We start from the raw sequence: 20,176 nt of genomic DNA, 5'->3' as shown, positions 1-20,176 counted from the left end.
CGGGAAGGAAGGGGGGCGACGGGAAGTCCGGAGGCGGGCGGGGGCACGGCGGAGGCCGTGGTGGGGCTGGCTGCGGGATCGGTCGGGCCGAGGCCGGTGCGGGCGTTCACTGGAGGAACCTCCGGAAGTGCAGGCGCCCGCGTTCGGGCAGCAGGGCGTCGATGATGTCGTCGGCGAGGATCCGGCCCAGCGGCCTGTCGTCCTCGTCCACCACCAGGAGGGAGGACTTGCGGGCGGCCACCAACCTGTCGGCGGCCTTGGCCAGCCGGGTGTCGGGAGAGAGCGTCACGGGCGGGCCGAACTGGGCCAGCCAGGCCACCAGATCGGTGACCGGCGTGCTGTCCTCGGCCACCGCCAGGTCGAACAGTGGCAGGTCGGCGACCAGTCGGCCGGCCGGGTCCAGCACCACGACGGCGTCGATCTCGGTGCGGTGCTCGGCCTGGGCGGCCAGCTCGGCCCGGACCTCGGCCACGGTCTGCTCCAACCGGACGGTGACCAACCGGGTCGTCATGGCACCACCCGCGGTTCCCTCCCGGTGCGCGAGCAGGCCGCGCAGCTCGGCTGCCTCCTCACGGGGCATCCGGTCCAGCAGGGTCTCCCGCTCGCGCGGGTGGAGGTCGCGCAGCGCGTCGGCGGCCTCGTCCGGCTCCATCTCGTCGACCAGCCGTGCGGCGTGCTCCGGCCTGGCCTCGCGCAGCAGGTTCTCCAACTCGGCGGGCTCCATCTCCTCCAGCGCGTCAGCCGCCTGCTCGGGCTCCAACCAGCCCAGCAACTGCTGCCGTTCGCTGCGGCCGAGGTCCTCCAGGATGTCGGCCAGGTCCGCCGGGCGGAGTCGGTGCAGGGCCGAGCGAGAGGCCCGCAAGCGGACTTCGGCCGGCCCTTCGGTGGCCTGCTCGCCGAACGGGGCGACCGCCTGCCAGTCCAGGACGCGCTCCGGGGTGGGCCGGACCTGCCAGCGGCGCGGCCCGAGCCTGCGCAGCAGGGTCGGCAGCGACACATCCACCCCGACCAGCACCACCCGGCCGACCAGCGGCGCGAGGTACAGGTCGGCGGCCCGGGTGACCTGCACGCCGTCCACATCGACGAGTTGGTGGTCCAGCACGTCACGGGCCAGCAGCACCTCGCCGGGCCGGCGCTGGAAGTCCCGCAGGTCGACCCTGGACGCCCGGAGCCGGACGTGTCCGGCTTCGAGCCGTCCGATCGCGTCGGCGGGCAGGAAGGCCCGGCGCCGCCCGATCCGCAGGATCAGGCCGGTCACCGGAGGGTACGGGTCCGGGCCGTACAGCCGGGCGACCACGTCGGCCAGCCGGCCGACCTCCGCGCCGGCCTGGTTGGTGACCGGTCCGCCGATCAGCCCGGCCAACGAGACGAGGGAGGAGCGCACCGCGCGGCTGGTGGTGGCCCGGTGGTCGAGGTTGACCCGGCGGTCGCGCAGCCGGGCGGTGGTCGAACCGAAGAGTGTGCTGGTGGTCATGGGGAAACACCTCCGCTGCCCCGGCAGGGCGGGGCCGACGAGCGGTTCGCAACAGTTCCTCTCCGCGCACCCGCCACCGGGGCACCCGTGGACGGTCACCCATCGGCGGGCACGCGTGGCGGGAGGCCCCGGTCCCGCACCGGCGGCGCGCCGGTCGGTACCGGCCGGTCAGCCGCGTCCCGTCGTGCCCCGTCCGCCGTGGTGGGTCGCCGCCCAGGCGCGGAAGCGGGTACGGCCGAGTGGAGGGAAGGCAGGACGGGATGGGTCCGCGAGGTGACGGCTGGTTCCGGGCAGCGGACGACCGCAGCTGCTGCCGGACAACGGCTCCGGTACCGCTCCGGTGTCGCGGGGCGGCGGTAGTCCGACGAGCCGGTCGCGGTGCGGCGGCCGACACGACGGACGACCGGCGGCACCCGGCCGTGAGGGTCGGCGGGGTCTGCGGAAACCCGGTGGAATCAGGGAAGGAGGAACTGCCTCGAACCGCGGAACAACGGCGAGGAAGAACGTGGGAGGGGCTGACTGTGCCCCGGACTACTGCTGTCCATCTCGCCTCCTCCCGGTACGGCCCGGCGAGTTCGACTCGCGGGCGCGCGGCAGGCGACCGGGCCGCGGCGGCCCGGCACACCCCAACTCGTCAGAGCTTTGGCACTCCACGGCGTGTCCCCGACGGTGGGGAAGCCACTTGGGATCACCCCTTGGGCCGGGGAGACCTGTCCTGATCCGGAGCGTCTCTCGACGGGTGGGATCAGTGGCCTGTGTCCGTGAAGACGCCTCACCGAACGAGGTGTCTTGTCGTTGCGTCCTCAGGATAGGCCCCCACCACCCCCCATCACCTCATCCTTGACCAGGGTTTGACCGCCCGATCACGTTCCGTGCCAGGAGGAACCCGGTACCGGGCGGTCCGCGGCGGAACGACACCGGACGGGGGAGACGCGGGTCCGGGGCGTGCGGCAGGGCGCGGGCCGGGGGAGGGGTTGTGGCCGAACCGCAACGCGCCGGGTGACGTGATCGTGAAGGGCGGCTGGCGATGATGACCGGCACGGGGAAGACGGGGGCGGGGAGGAAAGATGGACGGCGGGTCGGGGCGCAGCGGGTACGTGGATCTGCTGCGGGCGGGGGCGATCGTGCTGGCGATGCTGGCCTGGCTGCTCGCCCAGTGCGGCCTGTGCCTGCTGCTCGCGCCCCACGCCCAACGGGCCCTGCGGGCCGGGCGATCCAGACAGTCCGGGCAGACCAGGCGGTCCGAACGGGGGCCGGCACGGCTGGTCGAACCGCTGGGCCGGGCCAGCATGTCGCTGTACCTCTGGCACATGGTGCCGGTGCTCGCCGCCGGCGGAGTGTTCTACCTCACCGACCTGGCTCCCGAGCCGGAGGTCGGTTCGCTCACCTGGTGGGCTTGGCGCCCGGTGTGGGTGCTGGTGCTGGGAGTACTGCTCGGGGCGCTGCTGGCCCTGCTCCGCCCGGTCGACGGTCTGTTGCTGCGCCTGGCCGGGCGAATACGCCCGCAGGACCGGACAACCGGAGCGGCCCGGGTCGCCGTGCTGTGCCTGGGACTGGCCGGGGCGGGCTGGGCACTGGCCCGCTGGGCGGTCCAGGGACTGGCCCGGGACGGAGCACCCGACTGGCGGATCCTGCTCGCCTTTGTCGTCGGTACTGCCCTGGTCTGCGGTGCCGCGGGCCGTCGGGAGGCCGCTGCGGAGACCGCCGGGGAGATCGGCGCCGCCCGGGAGGGCGCGCTGGAGGAAGCGGGGTGAGCGGCAGCCGGAGAACGGCGGCCGGAAGGCCGCCGGGCGGTCACAACGGGAGGCGGAACGCGATGGAGCGGTGGGTACGGCGGTAGCCCAGGGCGCGGTTGACCGCCAGCATGCCGGTGTTGTGGTCGGCGGTGTCGGTGAGCAGACCGGTGATCCCGGGGTGCTCGGTCCGCACCCAGCGGATCGTCTCGGCCTTCATCGCCCGGGCCAGGCCGCGCCTGCGGTGGGCGGGCTGCACGGCGGTGCCGTAGTGCTGGGCGTCGCCGGTCCGGCCGGCCGGAAGCACCAGTTCGCTGAAGCCCACCAGGTCACCGCCGGCGGTCTCCACCACGGCGACGGTGTGCAGCAGTTCGCCCCGGTCGGCGACGGCCCGCGCCGCGGACAGCACCCGCTCCTCGTCCCAGGCGACCGTCCCGAACCCGGTCTCGCCCATCGGCATGTCGTCCATGGCGGTGCGCGCACGGGCGAAGGCCGACAACCACTCCTCGGGGCAGCTGCCGATCCAGGAGGCCAGTCGGTAGCCGGGCGGCAGCCCGTTGCCGGAGCCGGTGCTGCCGTCGGCGGGGGGAGCCGCTGCCGGCTTCGAGCCCGAGCCCGAGCCCAAGTCGAGGCGGGCGAAATCGAGGACGAGGGCCCGTTCGAAGCCGCGGGCCGAGAGGAAGGCGTCGCCCGCGGACCCTTCGACGGCCTGGGCCAGCAGCGAACGGCGGCCGTCCGCCCGGGCAGCGGCCGTCGCGGCCGCGAGCAGGGCCGAACCGGCGCCGCGCCGCCGCTCGGCGGGGTGCACGTCCAGGGCCAGTTCGCACAGGTGGGACTGCCCGGGTGAGGTGAACAGCCGCAGGAAGGCGCTGCCGAGCGGGGTGCCGTCGGGAGCGGCCGCCAGCCAGGCGAGACGGTGGGAGTAGGGGCCGACGGCAGGGTCGGTGAGGGCGGTCAGGCGGAAGGTCACGGGTGGTGGGCTCCGGGGTGGGTGGGACGGGTGGGCACGCGCCACCGAAGCAGCTGGAGGCGCCCAGGGCAATCGGATTTCGGGCCGCGGTCCGGCGGCGGGCGGGAGGGGAAAGCAGGGAGAAGGCGGGAAGGGAGAGTCGAGGTGAAGTCATCTCTCATGCAGGAACGATCTTCTGACGATTGGTCAGATGACACGGCTGCCCGCGCGGCCACTGGTGTGCTCGGGCCGGCGGCGGGATCATCGTCGCTGTGGCGGACCGGACCGCGTGCGGCGGGCCGGGTGGCGGAGGTGGTGGGCGGATGACCGAGGCGCGGCTCACGGTGGAACGGCTGCGGGAACTGGTGGCCGAGGGGGCCGTGGAGACGGTCGTGCTGGCCGTCACCGACATGCAGGGACGCCTGCAGGGCAAACGCCTGGACGCCGGGTACTTCCTCACCGAGGTGCTGACCGGCGGCGCCGAGGGCTGCGGCTACCTGCTCGCGGTGGACGTGGAGATGAACACCGTCGACGGCTACGCCGTCTCCTCCTGGGAGAGCGGCTACGGCGACCTGGTCTTCGCCCCCGACCTCGACACCCTGCGGATGGTGCCCTGGCACCCGGCCACCGCGATGGTCCAGTGCGACCTCGCCCAGCACGACGGCACCCCGGTCGCGGTCTCGCCCCGCCAGGTGCTGCGCCGCCAGCTGGAGCGGCTGGCCGGCTACGGCTGGCGCGCGTACGTGGGCACCGAGCTGGAGTTCATGGTGTTCCGGGACAGCTACGAGCGGGCCTGGGAGCGGCACTACCAGGACCTCACGCCCGTCAACCAGTACAACGTCGACTACTCGATCCTCGGTACCGGCCGGGTCGAGCCGCTGCTGCGCCGCCTGCGCACCGGCATGGCCGGGGCCGGGTTGACGGTGGAGTCCGCGAAGGGCGAGTGCAACCTCGGGCAGCACGAGATCGCCTTCCGCTACGCCGACGCGCTGACCACCTGCGACGACCACGCGGTCTACAAGACCGGTGCGAAGGAGATCGCCGCGCAGGAGGGCGTCAGCCTCACCTTCATGGCCAAGTACGACCAGCGCGAGGGCAACTCCTGCCACGTGCACCTGAGCCTGCGCGACGAGCTGGGCCACCCGGTGTTCCCCGGTGCGGGCGCGCACGGCTTCTCCCGGACGATGGAGCACTTCCTGGCCGGGCAGCTCGCCTGCCTCGACCAGTTCGCGCTGCTGCTCGCCCCGACCGTCAACTCGTACAAGCGCTACGTGCCGGGCAGCTTCGCGCCCACCGCGATCGCCTGGGGGCGCGACAACCGGACGTGCGCGCTGCGGGTGGTCGGGCACGGGGCCTCGCTGCGGTTCGAGAACCGGGTGCCCGGGGGTGACGTCAACCCGTACCTGGCGGTGGCCGCGCTGATCGCCGCCGGGCTGCACGGGGTGGAGCGGCAGTTGCCGCTGGAGGGCGAGTTCACCGGCAACGCGTACGCCTCCGACGCGCCCAGGGTGCCGGCGACGCTGCGCGAGGCGGTCGAGCGCTTCGACCGCAGCGAGGCCGCCACCGCGGCCTTCGGCAAGGACGTCGTCCGGCACTACGCCCACGCCGGGCGGGTCGAACTCGCCGCCTACGACGCCGCGGTGACCGACTGGGAGCGCCGCCGCGGCTTCGAGCGGCTGTGAGGCGAGCAGGACGCGGACCCGAGAACGAGGAGGAGCAGGTGTCCCAGGAGCACGACCCGTACCAGGTGGTCAACCCCGCCACCGAGGAGGTGATCGCCACCGTCGACCTGGCCGGCCCGGCCGCCGCCGACGCGGCGATCGCCCGCGCCAGGAGGGCGTTCGAGAGCTGGCGGAACGTGGCGCCCGGGGACCGGGCCCGGCTGCTGCGCCGCTTCGCCGCCGAGGTGGACGCCGAACGCGAGTCGCTGGCCGCGCTGGAGGTCGCCAACGCCGGGCACACCATCGGCAACGCCCGCTGGGAGGCCGGCAACGCCCGCGACGTCATCGAGTACTACGCGGGCGCCCCCGAGCGGCTGTTCGGCCGGCAGATCCCGGTGGCCGGCGGCCTCGACGTGACCTTCCAGGAACCGCTCGGCGTGGTCGGCGTGATCGTCCCGTGGAACTTCCCGCTGCCGATCGCCGCCTGGGCGCTCGCCCCCGCGCTGGCCGCGGGCAACACCGTCATCGTCAAACCCGCCGAGCTCACCCCGCTCACCGCGCTCCGGCTGGCCGAACTCGCCCTGCGCGCCGGCCTGCCGGAGGGCGTGCTGCAGGTGCTGCCCGGCCGCGGCCCGGTGGTCGGGCAGCGCTTCGTCACCCACCCCGACGTCCGCAAGGTGGTGTTCACCGGCTCGACCGCCGTCGGCAGGTCCGTGATGGCCGGCTGCGCCGCCCGGGTCAAGCCGGTCACGCTCGAACTCGGCGGCAAGAGCGCCAACATCGTCTTCGCCGACGCCGACCTGGAGAAGGCCGCGGCCACCGCCCCGTACGCCGTCTTCGACAACGCCGGGCAGGACTGCTGCGCCCGCTCCCGGATCCTGGTCGAGGCGAGCGCCTACGACGAGTTCATGGATCGCTTCGAACGTGCCGTCCGGGGTGTCCGGGTCGGCGACCCGGCGGACGAGAAGACCGAGATGGGGCCGCTGATCTCGGCCGCGCACCGGGCCCGGGTGGCGTCCTACGTGGACGGCGACACCGAGGTGGCGTTCCGCGGCGGCGCGCCCGAGGGGCCGGGCTTCTGGTACCCGCCGACGGTGCTCGCACCGATCGCCCCCGACCACCGGGCGTTCACCGAGGAGGTGTTCGGCCCGGTCGTCACCGTGGTCCCGTTCCGCGGCGAGAGCGACGCGGTGCGGATCGCCAACGCCACCGAGTACGGCCTGTCCGGGTCGATCTGGACCAGGGACGTGGGCCGGGCGCTGCGCGTCGCCCGGGCCGTGGAGGCGGGCAACCTGTCGGTCAACTCGCACTCCTCGGTGCGCTACTGGACGCCGTTCGGCGGCTACAAGCAGTCCGGCCTGGGCCGCGAGCTCGGGCCGGACGCCCTGCACGCCTTCACCGAGACCAAGAACGTCTTCATCGCCACGGAGGAATGAGCGACATGAGCAAGCGACTCGACGGCCGGGTGGCCGTCGTCACCGGCGCGGGCAGCGGCATCGGTCTGGCCACGGTGCGCCGCTTCGCCGCCGAGGGGGCGAAGGTGGTGTGCGCCGACATCGACGAGGAGAGCGGCGCCAAGGCCGCCAACGAGGCGGGCGGCCTGTTCGTCCGCACCGACGTGACCGACGAGGAGCAGGTCAGGGCGCTGTTCGACACCGCCGTCGCGCACTACGGCAGCCTCGACGTGGCGTTCAACAACGCGGGCATCTCCCCGCCGGACGACGACTCGATCCTGGTCACCGGCCTGGAGGCGTGGAAGCGCGTCCAGGAGGTCAACCTGACCTCGGTGTACCTGTGCTGCAAGTACGCGATCGGCCACATGCGGCGGCAGGGCAAGGGCTCGATCATCAACACCGCGTCCTTCGTGGCGGTGATGGGCGCGGCGACCTCGCAGATCTCCTACAGCGCCTCCAAGGGCGGCGTGCTGGCGATGAGCCGGGAGCTGGGCGTCGAGTTCGCCCGCGAGGGCATCCGGGTCAACGCGCTGTGCCCCGGGCCGGTCAACACCCCGCTGCTGCGCGAGCTGTTCGCCAAGGACCCGGAGCGCGCCGCCCGCCGGCTGGTGCACATCCCGCTCGGCCGGTTCGCCGAACCGGAGGAGATCGCCGCCGCGGTGGCCTTCCTGGCCAGCGACGACTCCTCCTTCATGACCGCCAACACCTTCCTGGTGGACGGCGGCATCTCCGGCGCGTACGTCACCCCGCTCTCCTGACAGACAGCGGACGGCGGGCAGCGGGCAGCGAGCGGCGCCCGGTGGGGAGCTGACCGCCGCCGCGCCGGAGGGGGAGGGGTGTCAGTGCGAGGAGAAGGCGTCGCCGCCGACCGCGAGGGCGTCGCCGCCGTTGCCCAGCGCGTTGCCGCCGACCGCCAGCGCGGAGCCGCACAGCGCCTCGGCGTCGCCGCCGATCGCGCCCGCGTCGCCGCCCTCGGCCCAGGCGCTGCCGCCCACGGCGCCGGCGCTGCCGCCGATCGCGCCCGCGTCGCCGCCGACACCGAGCGCGTCGCCGCCCTCGGCCCAGGCGTCGCCGCCGATCGCGCCCGCGTCGCCGCCCTGGGCCGCCGAGTCGCCGCCGACGGCCAGCGCGCCGTGCGGGTGGACGTGGTGGCAGTGGGCGGAGGCGGTGCCCGCGCTGCCGAGCAGGGCGAGGCCGGTGAGGAGGGTGGCGGTGGTGACCTTGGCAAGGCTGGAACGCATCGAGTTCTCCAAGCTTGGCGCCGATCGCCGGGGCGTCGAGCGCGGGTTGGTGCCGGACGCGACGATCATCGGCGTCCGCGGGCCCGCACCGCACGCTGCGGGCCGACCGGTCACCCGGCCGGGGCACACGCACCGCCGCGACGGGTGAGCGTCGTACCGCCGGATGCCGTACGGGGTGACGCGCGCGGTTGACGGGCTTGCGGGGGAAGGGAGTTGACGCCGAATCAGTGTGACGATCGGACCGGCAGTTCCATCTCGAACCAGACCACCTTGCCGTCCTTGGTCGCCCGGCTGCCCCAGCGGTGCGCCAGCTCGTTGATCAGCAGCATCCCCCGGCCGCTCTCGTCCTGCTCGCCCACCGGCCGCAGCCGCGGCTCCCGGCTGTCCGCGTCCGACACCTCCACGGTCAGCAGCGCGCCCCGGAACACCCGCAGCTGCATCGGCGACCCGGCGTGCAGGACCGCGTTGGCCAGCAGCTCCCCGGTCAGCAGCACCACCGGCTCCACCAGCGAGGCCAGCCCCCAGTCGGTCAGCGTCCGCCGGGTGAACTCCCGGGCGTGCCGCAGCAGCGCCGGGTCGCCGGTCAGCGGCAGGGTGGCCAGCCGGTCCGCGCCGACCGGCCCGGCGTGCGCCATGATCACCGCGACGTCGTCCTGCCCCATCGTCGCCCCGAGCGCCCCCAGCACCGCGTCGCAGCCGCGCTCCAGGGTCGGCTGGCGGTGCGTCACCGTCTCGCGCAGCAGCTCCAGGCCCTCGTCCAGGTCCTGCCCGCGCCGCTCGACGAGGCCGTCCGTGTACAGCACCAGCAGCCCGTCCGCGCGCAGCGGGAAGCGCACCGACTCGAACGGCACCCCGCCCACGCCCAGCGGCGCGCCCGGCGGCGGCGTCACCAGCCGGGCCTGGCCGTCCCGCTCCGACACCACCGGCGGCAGGTGGCCCGCCGAGGCCAGGATGCACTCCTCGTCCACCGGGTCGAACACCGCGCACACGCAGGTCGCGAACTGCCCCTCGCCGAGCTGCGCGGTCGCCTCGTCCAGCCGGCGCAGCACCCGGGCCGGCTCCAGGTCCAGGGTCACCAGCGTCCGCGCCACCGTCCGCAGCTGGCCCATCGTGGCCGCCGCCCGGATGCCGTGGCCCATCACGTCGCCGACGATCAGCGCCACCCGGCCGCCGGTCAGCGGCACCACGTCGAACCAGTCGCCGCCGATCTCGTCGCCCACCGTCGACGGCAGGTACCGGTGCGCGATCTCCAGCCCCGGCGTGCGGTGCACGTCCTGCGGCAGCAGGCTGCGCTGCAGGGTCAGCGCGGTGTCCCGCTCCCGCCGGTACAGCCGGGCGTTGTCGATGCAGACCGCGGCCCGCGCCGCCAGCTCCTCGCCCAGCGCCAGGTCCGCCGGGGTGAACGGCTCCGGGTTCGCCAGCCGGACGAACTCCACCCCGCCGAGCACCTGGCCGCGGGCCAGCAGCGGCACCATCAGGTACGAGTGGATCCCGGCGTCCAGCCCCGGCTGGACCCGGTCCGGGTGCGCGACGATCCGGCGCAGCTCGTACTCGTCCACGTGCGGCACCAGGATCGGCCGGCCGGTGCGCATCGCCCGGGCGTACAGCTTGGCCGAGCGCGAGGTCGAGCCGATCTGGTCCGCCGCCCCGGTCAGCAGCGAGCCGCCGGCCCGCTCGCCCACCGCGACCGCCCGCAGCGCCACCGAACCGGACTCCGGGACGGGCTCCGGGTCCTCGCCGGTCAGCACCGCCTCGCGGATGTCCACCGTCGCGAAGTCCGCGAACCGCGGGATCACCACGTCCACCAGCTCCTGCGCGGTGATCGCCAGGTCCAGCGTGGTGCCGATCCGGGTCGAGGCCTCGTTCAGCAGCGCCAGCCGCTGCTGCGCGGCCTCCGCCGCCTCCAGCGCCCGCTGCCGCTGCTCGGCCGCGTCCCGCTCCCGGGTGTACAGCAGCGCGTTGTCGATCGACACCGCCGCCCGCGCCGCCAGCTCGCTGGCCAGCGCCAGGTCCGTGCGGTCGTACGGCGCCTCGGTCCGGGAGCGGAAGAACGTCGCCGTGCCGATCGCCGCGCCCCGGGCGATCAGCGGCACCACCATCAGCGAACGCACCCCCTGCGCCCGGATCGCCCCGCCGCGCACCGGGTCGTCGGCGAACCAGCTCATCGCCGCCCCGTCGGTGCGCGGCACCAGCACCGGCTTGCCGTGCGACAGCGCCCAGGCGTGCGGCGTGCTCGGGTGCAGCCGCTGCACCGCGCCGACCGGGGCGATCGAGGCCATCCCGCTGTCCGGGACGGCGTGGAACGCCAGCCGGCGCAGCACGGCGGACCGGTCCGCCCGGTCCGGCAGCGCGGCCGGCTCGCCCCGCACCAGGCCGTCCAGCACCTCCACCGCCACGGCGTCGGCCAGCCGCGGCGCGGCCGTCTCGGCCAGTTCCCGGGCCGTGGTCGCGAGGTCCAGCGTGGTGCCGATCCGGGCGGAGGCCTCGTTCAGCAGCGCCAGCCGCTGCTGGGCGGCGTCGGCGGCGGTCTCCGCCTCGAAGCGGTCGGTGATGTCGACGACCGTGGTGCTCACCCCGAGCACGGTGCCGTCCGGCTGCTCCAGCCGGAAGCTCGACACCGACCAGGCGTGCTCGCGCTCCGGGTCGGCCGCCGTCCGGCCGTGCGTCCGGCTGTCCACCAGCGGTCGGCCGTCGGCCAGGATCCGGCGCATCGTCGCCTCGGCGGTCCGGCTGTCGATCCCCGGCAGCACCTCGGACAGCCGCCGTCCCAGGTGCCGGGCCACCGGCAGGCCGTTGATCCGGGCCAGTGCCTCGTTCAGCCGGACGAAGCGCAGCTCGGTGTCGAACACCGCCATGCCGACCGGCGACTGCGTGAAGAAGCCGTCCAGCACCGCCAGGTCCGCCGCCAGCCGGCGGACCTCGCTGACGTCCGAGGCCACCGCCAGCACCATCGGCGAGCCGCCGCGGTCGAGCACCGGGAAGGTCCGGAAGTCCAGCCGCACCAGGTGCCCGTCCCGGTGCCGGACCGGGAACACCCCCGCCCAGGCGCGGCCGCCGAGGATCCGGCCGAACAGCTCCAGCGCCGCCGGGCGCCGCTCCGGGCCGACCAGGATGTCCGCCGCGCGCCTGCCCACCGCGGCGGCGGGCGGGAAGCCGAGCAGCGCCTCCGCGTCCGGGCTCCAGTGCAGGATCCGGCCGTCCGACGCGATCAGCGCCGTGGCCACCGGGATCGCCAGCAGGCCGTCCGGTACCGGCACGCTGCCGGCGGCGAGCGGGGAGGCGGGGCGGGCACGGACGATCGTGCCCTGTTTGTCGGTGTCCATCTGGCCACCTGTCGTTCCGGGGACGGATACCGCCCTGCCATCGTCGCACGGCGGGGCGCCCGCGCCCAGACGGGTGACCTGCCGCTAGGGTGGACCGGATGGACACCCGTCGGACGAGACCCCCGGTGGCGCGCGGTGGTGCGTAGGAAACCCGCCCCGGTCAGCCCGCTGCCGCAGCGCGACGGCATCGACCCCGTACACGTCAAACTGCCGCTGGACGGCGCCTGGCCGACCGTCCGCGCCTACCTGGAGGAGCGCTACGGCGCCGCCGCCGGGGACGGGCGGATCGCCGCGATGCTCGCGGCCGGCGAGTTCGCCGCCGCCGACGGACCGGTCACCGCTGACACGCCCTACCGGCCCGGCGGCCACCTCTGGTTCCACCGCGAACCCGGGCCGCCCGAGCCCGTGGTGCCCTTCCCCGTCGAGGTGCTCCACCGCGACGAGCGGATCGTGGTCGCCGACAAGCCGCACTTCCTCGCCACCACCCCGCGCGGCAGCCACGCCACCGAGACCGCCCTCGCCCGGCTCCGCCGCGACCTCGACCTGCCCCGGCTCAGCCCCGCCCACCGGCTGGACCGGCTCACCGCCGGCGTGGTGCTGTTCGTCGCCGACCCCGCGCTGCGCGGTGCCTACCAGGGCCTGTTCGAGCGCCGCGAGGCTGTCAAGGAGTACGAGGCCGTCGCCCGGCACGAGCCGGACGCCGCGGCCCGGCTGCCCGTCGTGGTGTGCAGCCGGATCGTCAAGGACCGCGGCCGGCTCGACGCCTACGAGGTGCCCGGCGAGCCCAACGCGGAGAGCCTGGTCGAGCTGGCCGAGGAGCGCGGCGGCCTCGGCCGCTACCGGCTCGCCCCGCGCACCGGGCGCACCCACCAGCTGCGGGTGCACATGAACGGGCTGGGCCTGCCGATCCTGGGCGACCCGCTCTACCCCGAGGTGCTCGGCGAGGGCGACCCCGAGGACTACCGGCGCCCGCTGCAACTGCTGGCGCGCTCGCTGGAGTTCACCGACCCGGTGGACGGGCGGCGGCGGCGCTTCAGCAGCGGGCGGGAACTGGCCGCCTGGCGGGACCCGGCGGGCTGGACCACCGGCTGACGGCGGGGCCGAGGGGCCGGCTGCGGGGACGCGGCGGTGGCGGAGGCGGGTCGGCGGCGCGGTGCGCACAGTGTATTGACGGAAAGTCTAATAACTTCTACCTTCGCGGCAGTGCCACCACTCCACCCTCTCCGCCCCCACCGCGAAGGAGCCGGCATGTCGCCCCAGCCCGCCCGCACCGCCCCCGACCGCGAACGCACCGCCGAACGCCTGCTCGCCTCCTCCGCGAAGCTCTCGTTCAACCCCCTCACCGACGTCGACTGGGACGCCGACCCCGTTCCCGGCGCCTACTACTGCCCGCCCCGACACCTCTCCCTCTACGGCACCGACCTCTGGGAGCGGATGACCGACGAGCAGCGGATCGAACTCTCCAAGCACGAGGTCGCCTCCATCGCCAGCGTCGGCATCTGGTTCGAGGAGATCCTCATGCAGATGCTGCTGCGGCACGCCTTCGACCGGGACCCCACCAGCAACCACGTCCAGTACGCGCTCACCGAGATCGCCGACGAGTGCCGGCACTCGATCATGTTCGCCCGCATGATCGCCAAGATGGGCGTCCCCGCGTACGGCGCCGGGTTCGTCGCCCACAACCTCGGCCGGCTGTTCAAGGCGATCTCCACCCACAGCCAGACCTTCGGCGGCACCATGTACGTCGAGGAGATCCTGGACGCCTTCCAGCGCGAGGTGATGAACGACGACACCCTCCAGCCGCTCACCCGCCAGGTCTCCCGGATCCACGTCATCGAGGAGGCCCGGCACATCAGCTACGCCCGCGAGGAACTCGTCCGCAAGCGCCTCGGCCCGGTCCGCCGCCGGTACGAGCAGCTGTTCATCGGACTGATCGTCTACTACGCCACCACCGCGCTGATCCACCCCCGGCTCTACGCCGCCGTCGGCATCGCGCCGAAGACCGGCCGGGCCGTTGCCCGCGCCAACCCGCACTGGCGGACCACCAAGGTCGAGATGGCGCAGAAGGTCGTCTCGGTCCTCGACCGGGCCGGACTGGTCGGCCGGACCAACCGCTGGCTGCTGCGCGCCGCCGGCGTGGTGCGCTGAGCCGCCAGGCGGCCGCCCGGTTGCCGTACGGGCGTTCACGGGCGTTCACGGGCGTCCGGGCGGGAATCGTGACCATGTGGTGTCCGGGTGGACTTCCGGTGTTCGAACGGCGCGGATAAAGTGCGTCGTCACCGAACCATCCGGGGGGTCCGTTCATGCGTCGCGCCACGGTCGGCACCACAGCCGCCGCCACCGCAGTCCTGCTGCTCACCGCCGTCGCCGGCTGCGGCGGGCCGACGCCCGCCCAGGACCGGACCGCGGCCGGCGGCGGGGCGGCATCCGGCACGTCCGCCGCGTCCGGTACGTCGGGCGATCCCAGCGGGTCGGGCGCGCCGACCGCACCGGGCCAGGCCGAGGGCACGCCGGACGGGACCGCGAGCGGAACGGCCGGCGGAACGGCCCCGGCGGCGGGGGCGACGAAGGGCGGCGGGGCGGACGGCAGCATCACGGTGGCCTTCGCCGGGGACGTCCACTTCGAGGGACGCACCGCCTCCCGGCTCGGCGCGTCCAAGACCGAAACCGCGCTCGGCCCGATCGCCGCGACGCTGTCCGCCGCCGACCTCTCGGTGCTCAACCTGGAGACCGCGATCACCAGCCGCGGCAAGGCCGAGGCCAAGACCTACACCTTCCGCACCACCCCCAAGGCGCTCGACGCGCTCAAGGACGCCGGCGTCGACGTGGTCTCCCAGGCCAACAACCACGCCGTCGACTTCGGCCCCGACGGCCTCGCCGACACCCTCGCCGCGAAGGCCGCCTCCCCGATACCCGTGGTCGGCATCGGCAAGGACGCCGCCGAGGCGTACGCCCCGTACGTCACCACGGTGCGCGGCGTGAAGGTCGCCGTGCTGGGAGCCAGCCAGGTCAACGAGATCACCAACCAGAAGTGGCGGGCCGGCGCGCACAAGCCCGGCATCGCCTCCGCCCTCGACGAGCCCGCGCTGCTGCGCGCCGTCACCGCGGCGAAGGCCCAGGCGCCCGTGGTCCTGGTCTACCTGCACTGGGGCGACGAGGGGGTGGCCTGCCCGACCCGGGCGCAGACCTCGCTCGCCAAGAAGCTCGCCGACGCCGGAGCGACCGCCGTGGTCGGCACCCACGCCCACACCATGCTCGGCTCGGGCATGCTCGGGAAGACCTACGTCGCGTACGGCTTCGGCAACTTCCTCTGGTACGGCACCTCGAACTACGCCGCCTCCGACGAGACCGGCGTCACCACGCTCACCGTCACCGCCGACGGCCGGGTCACCGGCGAGGTCTTCACCCCCGCCCACATCGACGGCCGCGGCGTGCCCGTCCCGCAGAACGGGAACGCCGCGCGGACCGCCCAGCAGCGCCGCGACGGCCTGCGCGGCTGCACCGGGCTGGCCGCCGCCCCGAAGTGACGGCGGCCGGCCCGGGCCGGTGTCACTTCAGGTCCAGCACCTGGCCCGGGTGGATCAGGTCCGGGTTCCCGCCGACCACCTGCTGGTTCGACGCGTAGAGCTCGGACCAGCCGCCGTCCACCGCGTGGGTGCGGGCGATCGAGGCCAGGGTGTCGCCCGGGCCGACGGTGTACGGCTGCGCGGACCCGGCGGCCGGGCCTGCCGGGGTGGCGGCCGCAGCCGCGTCCGTGGGTGCGGCGGTGGAGGGGGCCGGGGTTGCGGGGGCGCTCGGCGTGGCCGTCGTTGCGGACGAGGCGGACGGGGTGGACGGGGTGGGCGAGGTCGGGGCGTCCGGGGTCGGGCTCACCGGGGCGGTGGGGAACAGGCCGCTGCCGTTTCCGCCGTTCCCGTTGTTGCCGTTTCCGTTGTTGCCCTCGGCGGGGGCGCCCGGGGTGGGCGTGGTGGTCGGGCCGGTGGGCACCAGCGGGGTGCCGGGGGAGGCCGGCGGGACGGTCGGCGTGGCCGAGGCGTCCGGGGCGGGCGTGGTCGGGGTGCCGGGAGCGGGGGTCGCCGAGTCGGTCGGGGCGGGCGGGGTGGGCGTGCTCGGCTGCGGCTGCGGGTGCGTCAACTGCAGGTAGCGCTCGTACAGGCTCTGGTGGCTGGTCCAGAACCAGGCGCCGTTCTTCTCGTACCAGTACACGTGCGCGACCGGGTCGTAGCCGGGCAGCCCGGAGAACACCGGTGCGGTGCTGCCGTCCGCCGGTGCGGTGCTGCCGTCCGGGGCCGCGTTGACCGCCGCGATGCCGCGGGCGCCGCGCAGCGAACCGGTCTCGCTCGCCGAGTCGTTGTCGTCGACGACGCCCGGCGCGCTGGCGGTGTTCAGGCCGGCGCCGTCCGCGCAGGCGGACCAGGGCGACGGGCCCTCGGTGGCCAGGATGCGCTCGGCGACGGCGATCTGCTGGCTGCGGGTGGCGCCGTCCGGCAGCGGGGCGTACTGGGTGCCGCCGTAGTCGGTCCAGCGCTGGGCGTTGATCTGCAGGCCGCCGTAGAGGCCGTTGCCCGCGTTGGAGCCCCAGTTCCCTCCGCTTTCGCACTCGGCGACCCGGTCCCAGACCGCGCTGGGCGCGGCGTGCGCGCCGCTCACGGTGAGCAGCGGCAGGGCGATGCCGAGGCCGGCCACACCGGCCGCCGCGATCGCGCGCTCGGCGGTCTTCTCCGCCTGGCTCTGCCGGCGATGACGTCCCGAACCCGTGAAGAGCATGCGAGATCCTCTCCGCACGCCTGCGAGGTGAGCTGTCGGGTTCGGACCGGGAGGGAGGCCCGGCCGCCGCACTCCGGTCGCCCGGCGCTGACGGCTTCACCCCTAGCCGTGGGGGACGGCAACAAACGTGGTTCCCCCGCCCCTGCCCAAGGGTTGTGGTGGTCGACCCGGCGACGCGGTGGACAGGGCTCGGCGTTGTCGCGCTGCGGGGCCCGGCGGTGCGGGCAGGGAGGAGCCTATTCACTCGAACGTGGCAATCACAAGCTCGTCGCGCCCGGATCACGCCTTCGTCACGCTGGTTGCCGCCTGGTGTGTGGGCGACCTGTTGACGATGTCTCGGGTGGTTGACCGAGTCGCCGGGCGGCGCCGTCGGTCGAGCCGTCCGGTCGTCCGGTCGTCCGGTCGGTTGGTCGGTCGATCGGCTGGAGAAGTGTGGCCGATCGGTGGGATTGGAACGGTCGCCTGCGGGGGAGAGAGGGGCCCCGGCGTGGGGCGGCGGATGGCTCGGGAGAGGCAAGTCGCCTGTAGGGGAGGCAAGTTGGGGCCAATACGGGCAATCTCCGTGTTGCGGATAAATGGCGCGACAGGGTGTCGACGGACTTCCTACGATCGCCCTGCTCGCTGTTCCCGCGGGCGTGTCACCGAGTCAGTGGAGGAGGTCCCGTGCGCGTGCTGGTTCCCGAAGTGCTCCGCACCGAGCGCCGGTTCGCCAGGCTGTTCGTCGGCCAGTCGTTGTCGGTCCTGGGCGACCGGGTGTCGTTCGTGGCGCTGCCCTTCGCGGTGCTGTCGATCAGCGACTCGGCCGCCGACGTCGGGCTGGTCGCGACGGCGGGCCTGCTCCCGCTGCTGGTGTTCACACTCGTCGGCGGCGTCTGGGCGGACCGCCTGCCCAGGCAGCGGATCATGCTGGCCTCCGACCTGGTGCGGTGCGCTGTCCAGGCGGCCATCGCGGTGCTGCTGCTCACCGGCACCGCCCGGGTCGGGCTGCTCGCTCTGCTGGCGGCGGTGTTCGGTGTCGCGGACGCGTTCTTCCTGCCGGCCTCCACCGGCCTGCTGCTCCTGCTCGTCCCCGCCGACCGACTGCGCGAGGCGAACGCCCTGCGCGGCTTCGTGCAGTCGGCGAGCCTGGTGGTCGGTCCGGCGCTGGCCAGCGTACTGATCGCACTGGCCGGCCCGGGCGGCGCGCTGGCGCTCGACGCGGTGAGCTTCGCGGCCAGCGCCGCCGTACTGGCCCGCCTGGGCGCGGTCGGTGCAGTGGGCGCGGGAGGAGGGGGCGTCGGCGGTGCGGTCGGCGGTGTCGCCGGGGCGGCGGCGGGCGGGCGGCAGGGGTTCCTGGCCGAGCTGCGGGTCGGCTGGCAGCACGTGCGCGGTCGGACGTGGGTGTGGTCGGGGATGCTGGCGATAGCGGTCTACCACGTGGTGGTGCTGCCCTCGGTGTTCGTCATCGGGCCGCTGTTGGCGAAGCGCGAGTGGGGCGGCGCGAGTGCGTGGGCCGTGGTGGTCGTCGCCTTCGGCGTCGGCGCGATCGTGGGTGACGTGTGCGCCTACCGCCTGAAGCCCGCCCGCCCGATGGCCGTCGCGGCGGTGGCGATGGCGGTCGCCTCCTGCCAGGCGGTGGTCATCGGCTCCGGCGCGCCGGTCTGGGTGATCGCGCTGCTGGAGGGGGTCACCGGCGTGGGCGTGTCCCTGTTCTTCGTGCTCTGGGAGACCTCGCTCCAGGTGCACATCCCGGAGCAGGTGCTCTCCCGGGTCAGCTCCTACGACCACCTGATATCCGTCGGCCTGATGCCGCTCGGGCTACTGCTGGCGGGCCCGCTCGCCGAGGGCCTCGGCGTTCGCCTCGCGCTGTTCGGGATGACCGCGATCGCCGTCCCGGTATCCCTGGCCCTGCTCCTGCTGCCGGCCATTCGCCGACTGCCCGCGAGCCCGTCGGCGGAGGCTGAGCCGGCGGCCGGGTCGGTCGCCGAGCCGGTGGGCGCTCGATCGGGGACCGCTCCGGAAGCGGCGGTGTGAGCATGCACCCACCCATCGATCCATTCATCCATGAAGTATTGGAATATGATGACCTGCGGAGGGGTCGATCCCCGCCCCGCCCGCGCGCCGTCGTACGCACGCATCAGCCAGGAGCACCACCCATGACCCTCGAAACCGGGCACCCGCCCCAGGTCTCCGTCCCGCCCGAGCCCCCCGAACCGCCTGAGTCCTCCGAGTCCTCCGCGCTCCCCGCGCGCCCGCTGTCGGCCGTACCCGCCGGCGGCCGGCCGATCACGTTCGGTCTGCGCGCCAACCTCGCCCAGTTCGGTCTGCTGGTCGCGGTGAACGCCCTGGTGGGTGGCATGCTCGGGCAGGAGCGGACGGTCCTGCCGCTGCTCGCGGACCGGGCCTTCCAGTTGTCCGCCTACACCGGCGCGCTGACGTACATCCTGGCGTTCGGCGCGACCAAGGCGGTCACCAACTTCTTCGCCGGTACGCTCTCCGACCGCCACGGCCGCAAGCCGGTGCTGATCGCGGGGTGGCTGATCGCCCTGCCGATCCCCGCCATGCTGGCCTGGGGGCCGAGTTGGGGATGGATCGTCGTGGCCAACGTGTTGCTCGGCGTCAACCAGGGGCTCACCTGGTCCACCACCGTGGTCATGAAGATCGACCTGGTCGGCCCGGCCCGCCGCGGCCTGGCCATGGGCCTCAACGAGGCGGCCGGCTACCTCGCGGTCGCGGTCACCGCGACGGCCACCGGCGCGATCGCCGCGCACTGGGGGCTGCGCCCGGCCCCCTTCCTGCTCGGCGCGGCCTACGTCGCGCTCGGCCTCGGCCTGGCCGCAGCCGCCGTCCGGGAGACCCGGGAGCACGCCCGGGCCGAGGCCGCCGCGCACCCGGTCGCGGTCGGTGGCCAGGCCGTCCTCGGCACCGCCCGGATCGCCCGCACCGTCAGCTTCGGCGACCGGGCGCTGTCCGCCGCCAGTTGGGCGGGCATGGTCAACAACCTGAACGACGCGCTGGCCTGGGGCGTCTTCCCCCTGCTCTACGCCGCCCACGGGCTCGACCTGGGGCGGATCGGCATCCTCGCCGCGCTCTACCCGGCGGTCTGGGGCGCCGGGCAGATGCTCACCGGCTGGTGGTCGGACCACGTCGGCCGCAAACACCTGATCACCGCCGGGATGTTGCTCCAGGCCGCCGCCCTCGGACTCGTCGCGGTCGGCGGCAGCTTCCCGGTGTGGGCGGCGGCCCAGGCCCTGCTCGGCGCGGGCACCGCACTGGTCTACCCGACCCTGCTCGCCGTCATCGGTGACGTCGCCCACCCGGCCTGGCGGGCCCGGGCCGTCGGCGTCTACCGGCTGTGGCGCGACGGCGGTTTCGCGGTCGGCGCGCTGGTCGCGGGCCTCCTCGCCGACGCCTACGGTTTGACCACCGCGATCTGGGCGGTCGCCGCCCTCACTGCGGCGGCCGGCCTCACCGTGGCGATACGGATGTACGAGACCCACCCCCGGAACTGACCACGCCGCCCGGACCGGCGGTGTCCTTGGAACCGCAGCCTGGTGTTTCCCCGAACCGACCGCGCCCCCGCGCGCCGAGGCGG

The 20,176-nt window shown here is 74.4% G+C and carries 14 protein-coding genes and 2 riboswitches; of the genes, 9 read left to right on the top strand and 5 right to left on the bottom strand.

Features of this window, described 5'->3' with window-relative positions; translation table 11 throughout:
• Positions 1-106: 106 nt before the first annotated feature.
• Positions 107-1,474 (bottom strand): magnesium transporter MgtE N-terminal domain-containing protein, encoded by a 1,368-nt coding sequence (locus KSE_RS01985; RefSeq protein ID WP_014133580.1) that lies wholly within the window; start codon positions 1,472-1,474, stop codon positions 107-109.
• Between the two features lie 618 nt (positions 1,475-2,092).
• Positions 2,093-2,265, bottom strand: a riboswitch (M-box (ykoK) riboswitch).
• A gap of 276 nt (positions 2,266-2,541) precedes the next feature.
• Here KSE_RS01985 and KSE_RS01980 point away from each other — a divergent pair.
• The gene (locus KSE_RS01980) at positions 2,542-3,228 is read left to right on the top strand and encodes a hypothetical protein (protein WP_014133579.1); all 687 of its coding nucleotides are present in this window, start codon (positions 2,542-2,544) and stop codon (positions 3,226-3,228) included.
• Positions 3,229-3,268: 40 nt separating this feature from the next.
• On the opposite strand, the gene KSE_RS01975 is transcribed toward KSE_RS01980, so the two are convergent.
• A complete protein-coding gene (locus tag KSE_RS01975; RefSeq protein WP_014133578.1) occupies positions 3,269-4,177 on the bottom strand; it encodes a GNAT family N-acetyltransferase in 909 nt (302 codons plus the stop codon).
• Positions 4,178-4,479: 302 nt separating this feature from the next.
• Between KSE_RS01975 and KSE_RS01970 the strand changes: the two genes are divergently transcribed.
• The 3 genes from KSE_RS01970 to KSE_RS01960 are packed head-to-tail and all read left to right on the top strand — an operon-like array spanning position 4,480 to position 8,029.
• Positions 4,480-5,838, top strand: coding sequence for a glutamine synthetase family protein (locus KSE_RS01970; protein WP_014133577.1), 1,359 nt, complete (start codon positions 4,480-4,482; stop codon positions 5,836-5,838).
• A 38-nt stretch (positions 5,839-5,876) separates the two neighbouring features.
• A complete protein-coding gene (locus tag KSE_RS01965) occupies positions 5,877-7,253 on the top strand; it encodes an aldehyde dehydrogenase family protein (protein WP_014133576.1) in 1,377 nt (458 codons plus the stop codon).
• The gene (locus tag KSE_RS01960) at positions 7,250-8,029 is read left to right on the top strand and encodes a 3-oxoacyl-ACP reductase (RefSeq protein WP_014133575.1); all 780 of its coding nucleotides are present in this window, start codon (positions 7,250-7,252) and stop codon (positions 8,027-8,029) included. Before KSE_RS01965 ends, KSE_RS01960 begins: the two co-directional genes overlap by 4 nt.
• An 81-nt stretch (positions 8,030-8,110) precedes the next feature.
• On the opposite strand, the gene KSE_RS01955 is transcribed toward KSE_RS01960, so the two are convergent.
• Together KSE_RS01955 and KSE_RS38025 are read right to left on the bottom strand one after the other, a co-directional pair.
• Positions 8,111-8,512 (bottom strand): hypothetical protein, encoded by a 402-nt coding sequence (locus KSE_RS01955; RefSeq protein ID WP_033258942.1) that lies wholly within the window; start codon positions 8,510-8,512, stop codon positions 8,111-8,113.
• A 224-nt stretch (positions 8,513-8,736) separates the two neighbouring features.
• Positions 8,737-11,835: a SpoIIE family protein phosphatase gene (locus tag KSE_RS38025; protein WP_014133573.1), complete on the bottom strand. Its 3,099-nt coding sequence runs from the start codon at positions 11,833-11,835 to the stop codon at positions 8,737-8,739.
• Between the two features lie 135 nt (positions 11,836-11,970).
• Between KSE_RS38025 and KSE_RS01945 the strand changes: the two genes are divergently transcribed.
• The 3 genes from KSE_RS01945 (at position 11,971) to KSE_RS01935 (ending at position 15,362) form a co-directional block, all read left to right on the top strand.
• Entirely contained in the window at positions 11,971-12,927 is a 957-nt protein-coding gene (locus KSE_RS01945) for a pseudouridine synthase (protein WP_014133572.1), read from the top strand.
• A gap of 156 nt (positions 12,928-13,083) precedes the next feature.
• Positions 13,084-13,983 carry an AurF N-oxygenase family protein gene (locus tag KSE_RS01940; RefSeq protein ID WP_014133571.1) on the top strand — a complete coding sequence of 300 codons (900 nt, stop codon included), beginning with the start codon at positions 13,084-13,086 and terminating at the stop codon, positions 13,981-13,983.
• Between the two features lie 155 nt (positions 13,984-14,138).
• The gene (locus KSE_RS01935) at positions 14,139-15,362 is read left to right on the top strand and encodes a CapA family protein (RefSeq protein WP_014133570.1); all 1,224 of its coding nucleotides are present in this window, start codon (positions 14,139-14,141) and stop codon (positions 15,360-15,362) included.
• Between the two features lie 22 nt (positions 15,363-15,384).
• Here the strand turns inward: KSE_RS01935 and KSE_RS45570 are convergent, their stop codons facing one another.
• Positions 15,385-16,602: a LysM peptidoglycan-binding domain-containing protein gene (locus KSE_RS45570; RefSeq protein ID WP_014133569.1), complete on the bottom strand. Its 1,218-nt coding sequence runs from the start codon at positions 16,600-16,602 to the stop codon at positions 15,385-15,387.
• 3 nt (positions 16,603-16,605) lie between these two features.
• A riboswitch (cyclic di-AMP (ydaO/yuaA leader) is annotated at positions 16,606-16,773 on the bottom strand.
• Positions 16,774-17,271: 498 nt separating this feature from the next.
• On the opposite strand from KSE_RS45570, the gene KSE_RS01925 reads away from it, so the two are divergent.
• Together KSE_RS01925 and KSE_RS01920 are read left to right on the top strand one after the other, a co-directional pair.
• Positions 17,272-18,615, top strand: a complete 1,344-nt coding sequence (locus KSE_RS01925) for an MFS transporter (RefSeq protein ID WP_231873110.1) — start codon at positions 17,272-17,274, stop codon at positions 18,613-18,615.
• A 122-nt stretch (positions 18,616-18,737) separates the two neighbouring features.
• The gene (locus KSE_RS01920) at positions 18,738-20,093 is read left to right on the top strand and encodes an MFS transporter (protein WP_014133567.1); all 1,356 of its coding nucleotides are present in this window, start codon (positions 18,738-18,740) and stop codon (positions 20,091-20,093) included.
• Positions 20,094-20,176 lie beyond the last annotated feature (83 nt).

This window comes from Kitasatospora setae KM-6054 (assembly GCF_000269985.1).
GTDB lineage: Bacteria > Actinomycetota > Actinomycetes > Streptomycetales > Streptomycetaceae > Kitasatospora > Kitasatospora setae.
Note: the sequence above shows the minus strand (reverse complement) of the source record. Positions and strands in the feature narration are given on the sequence as shown.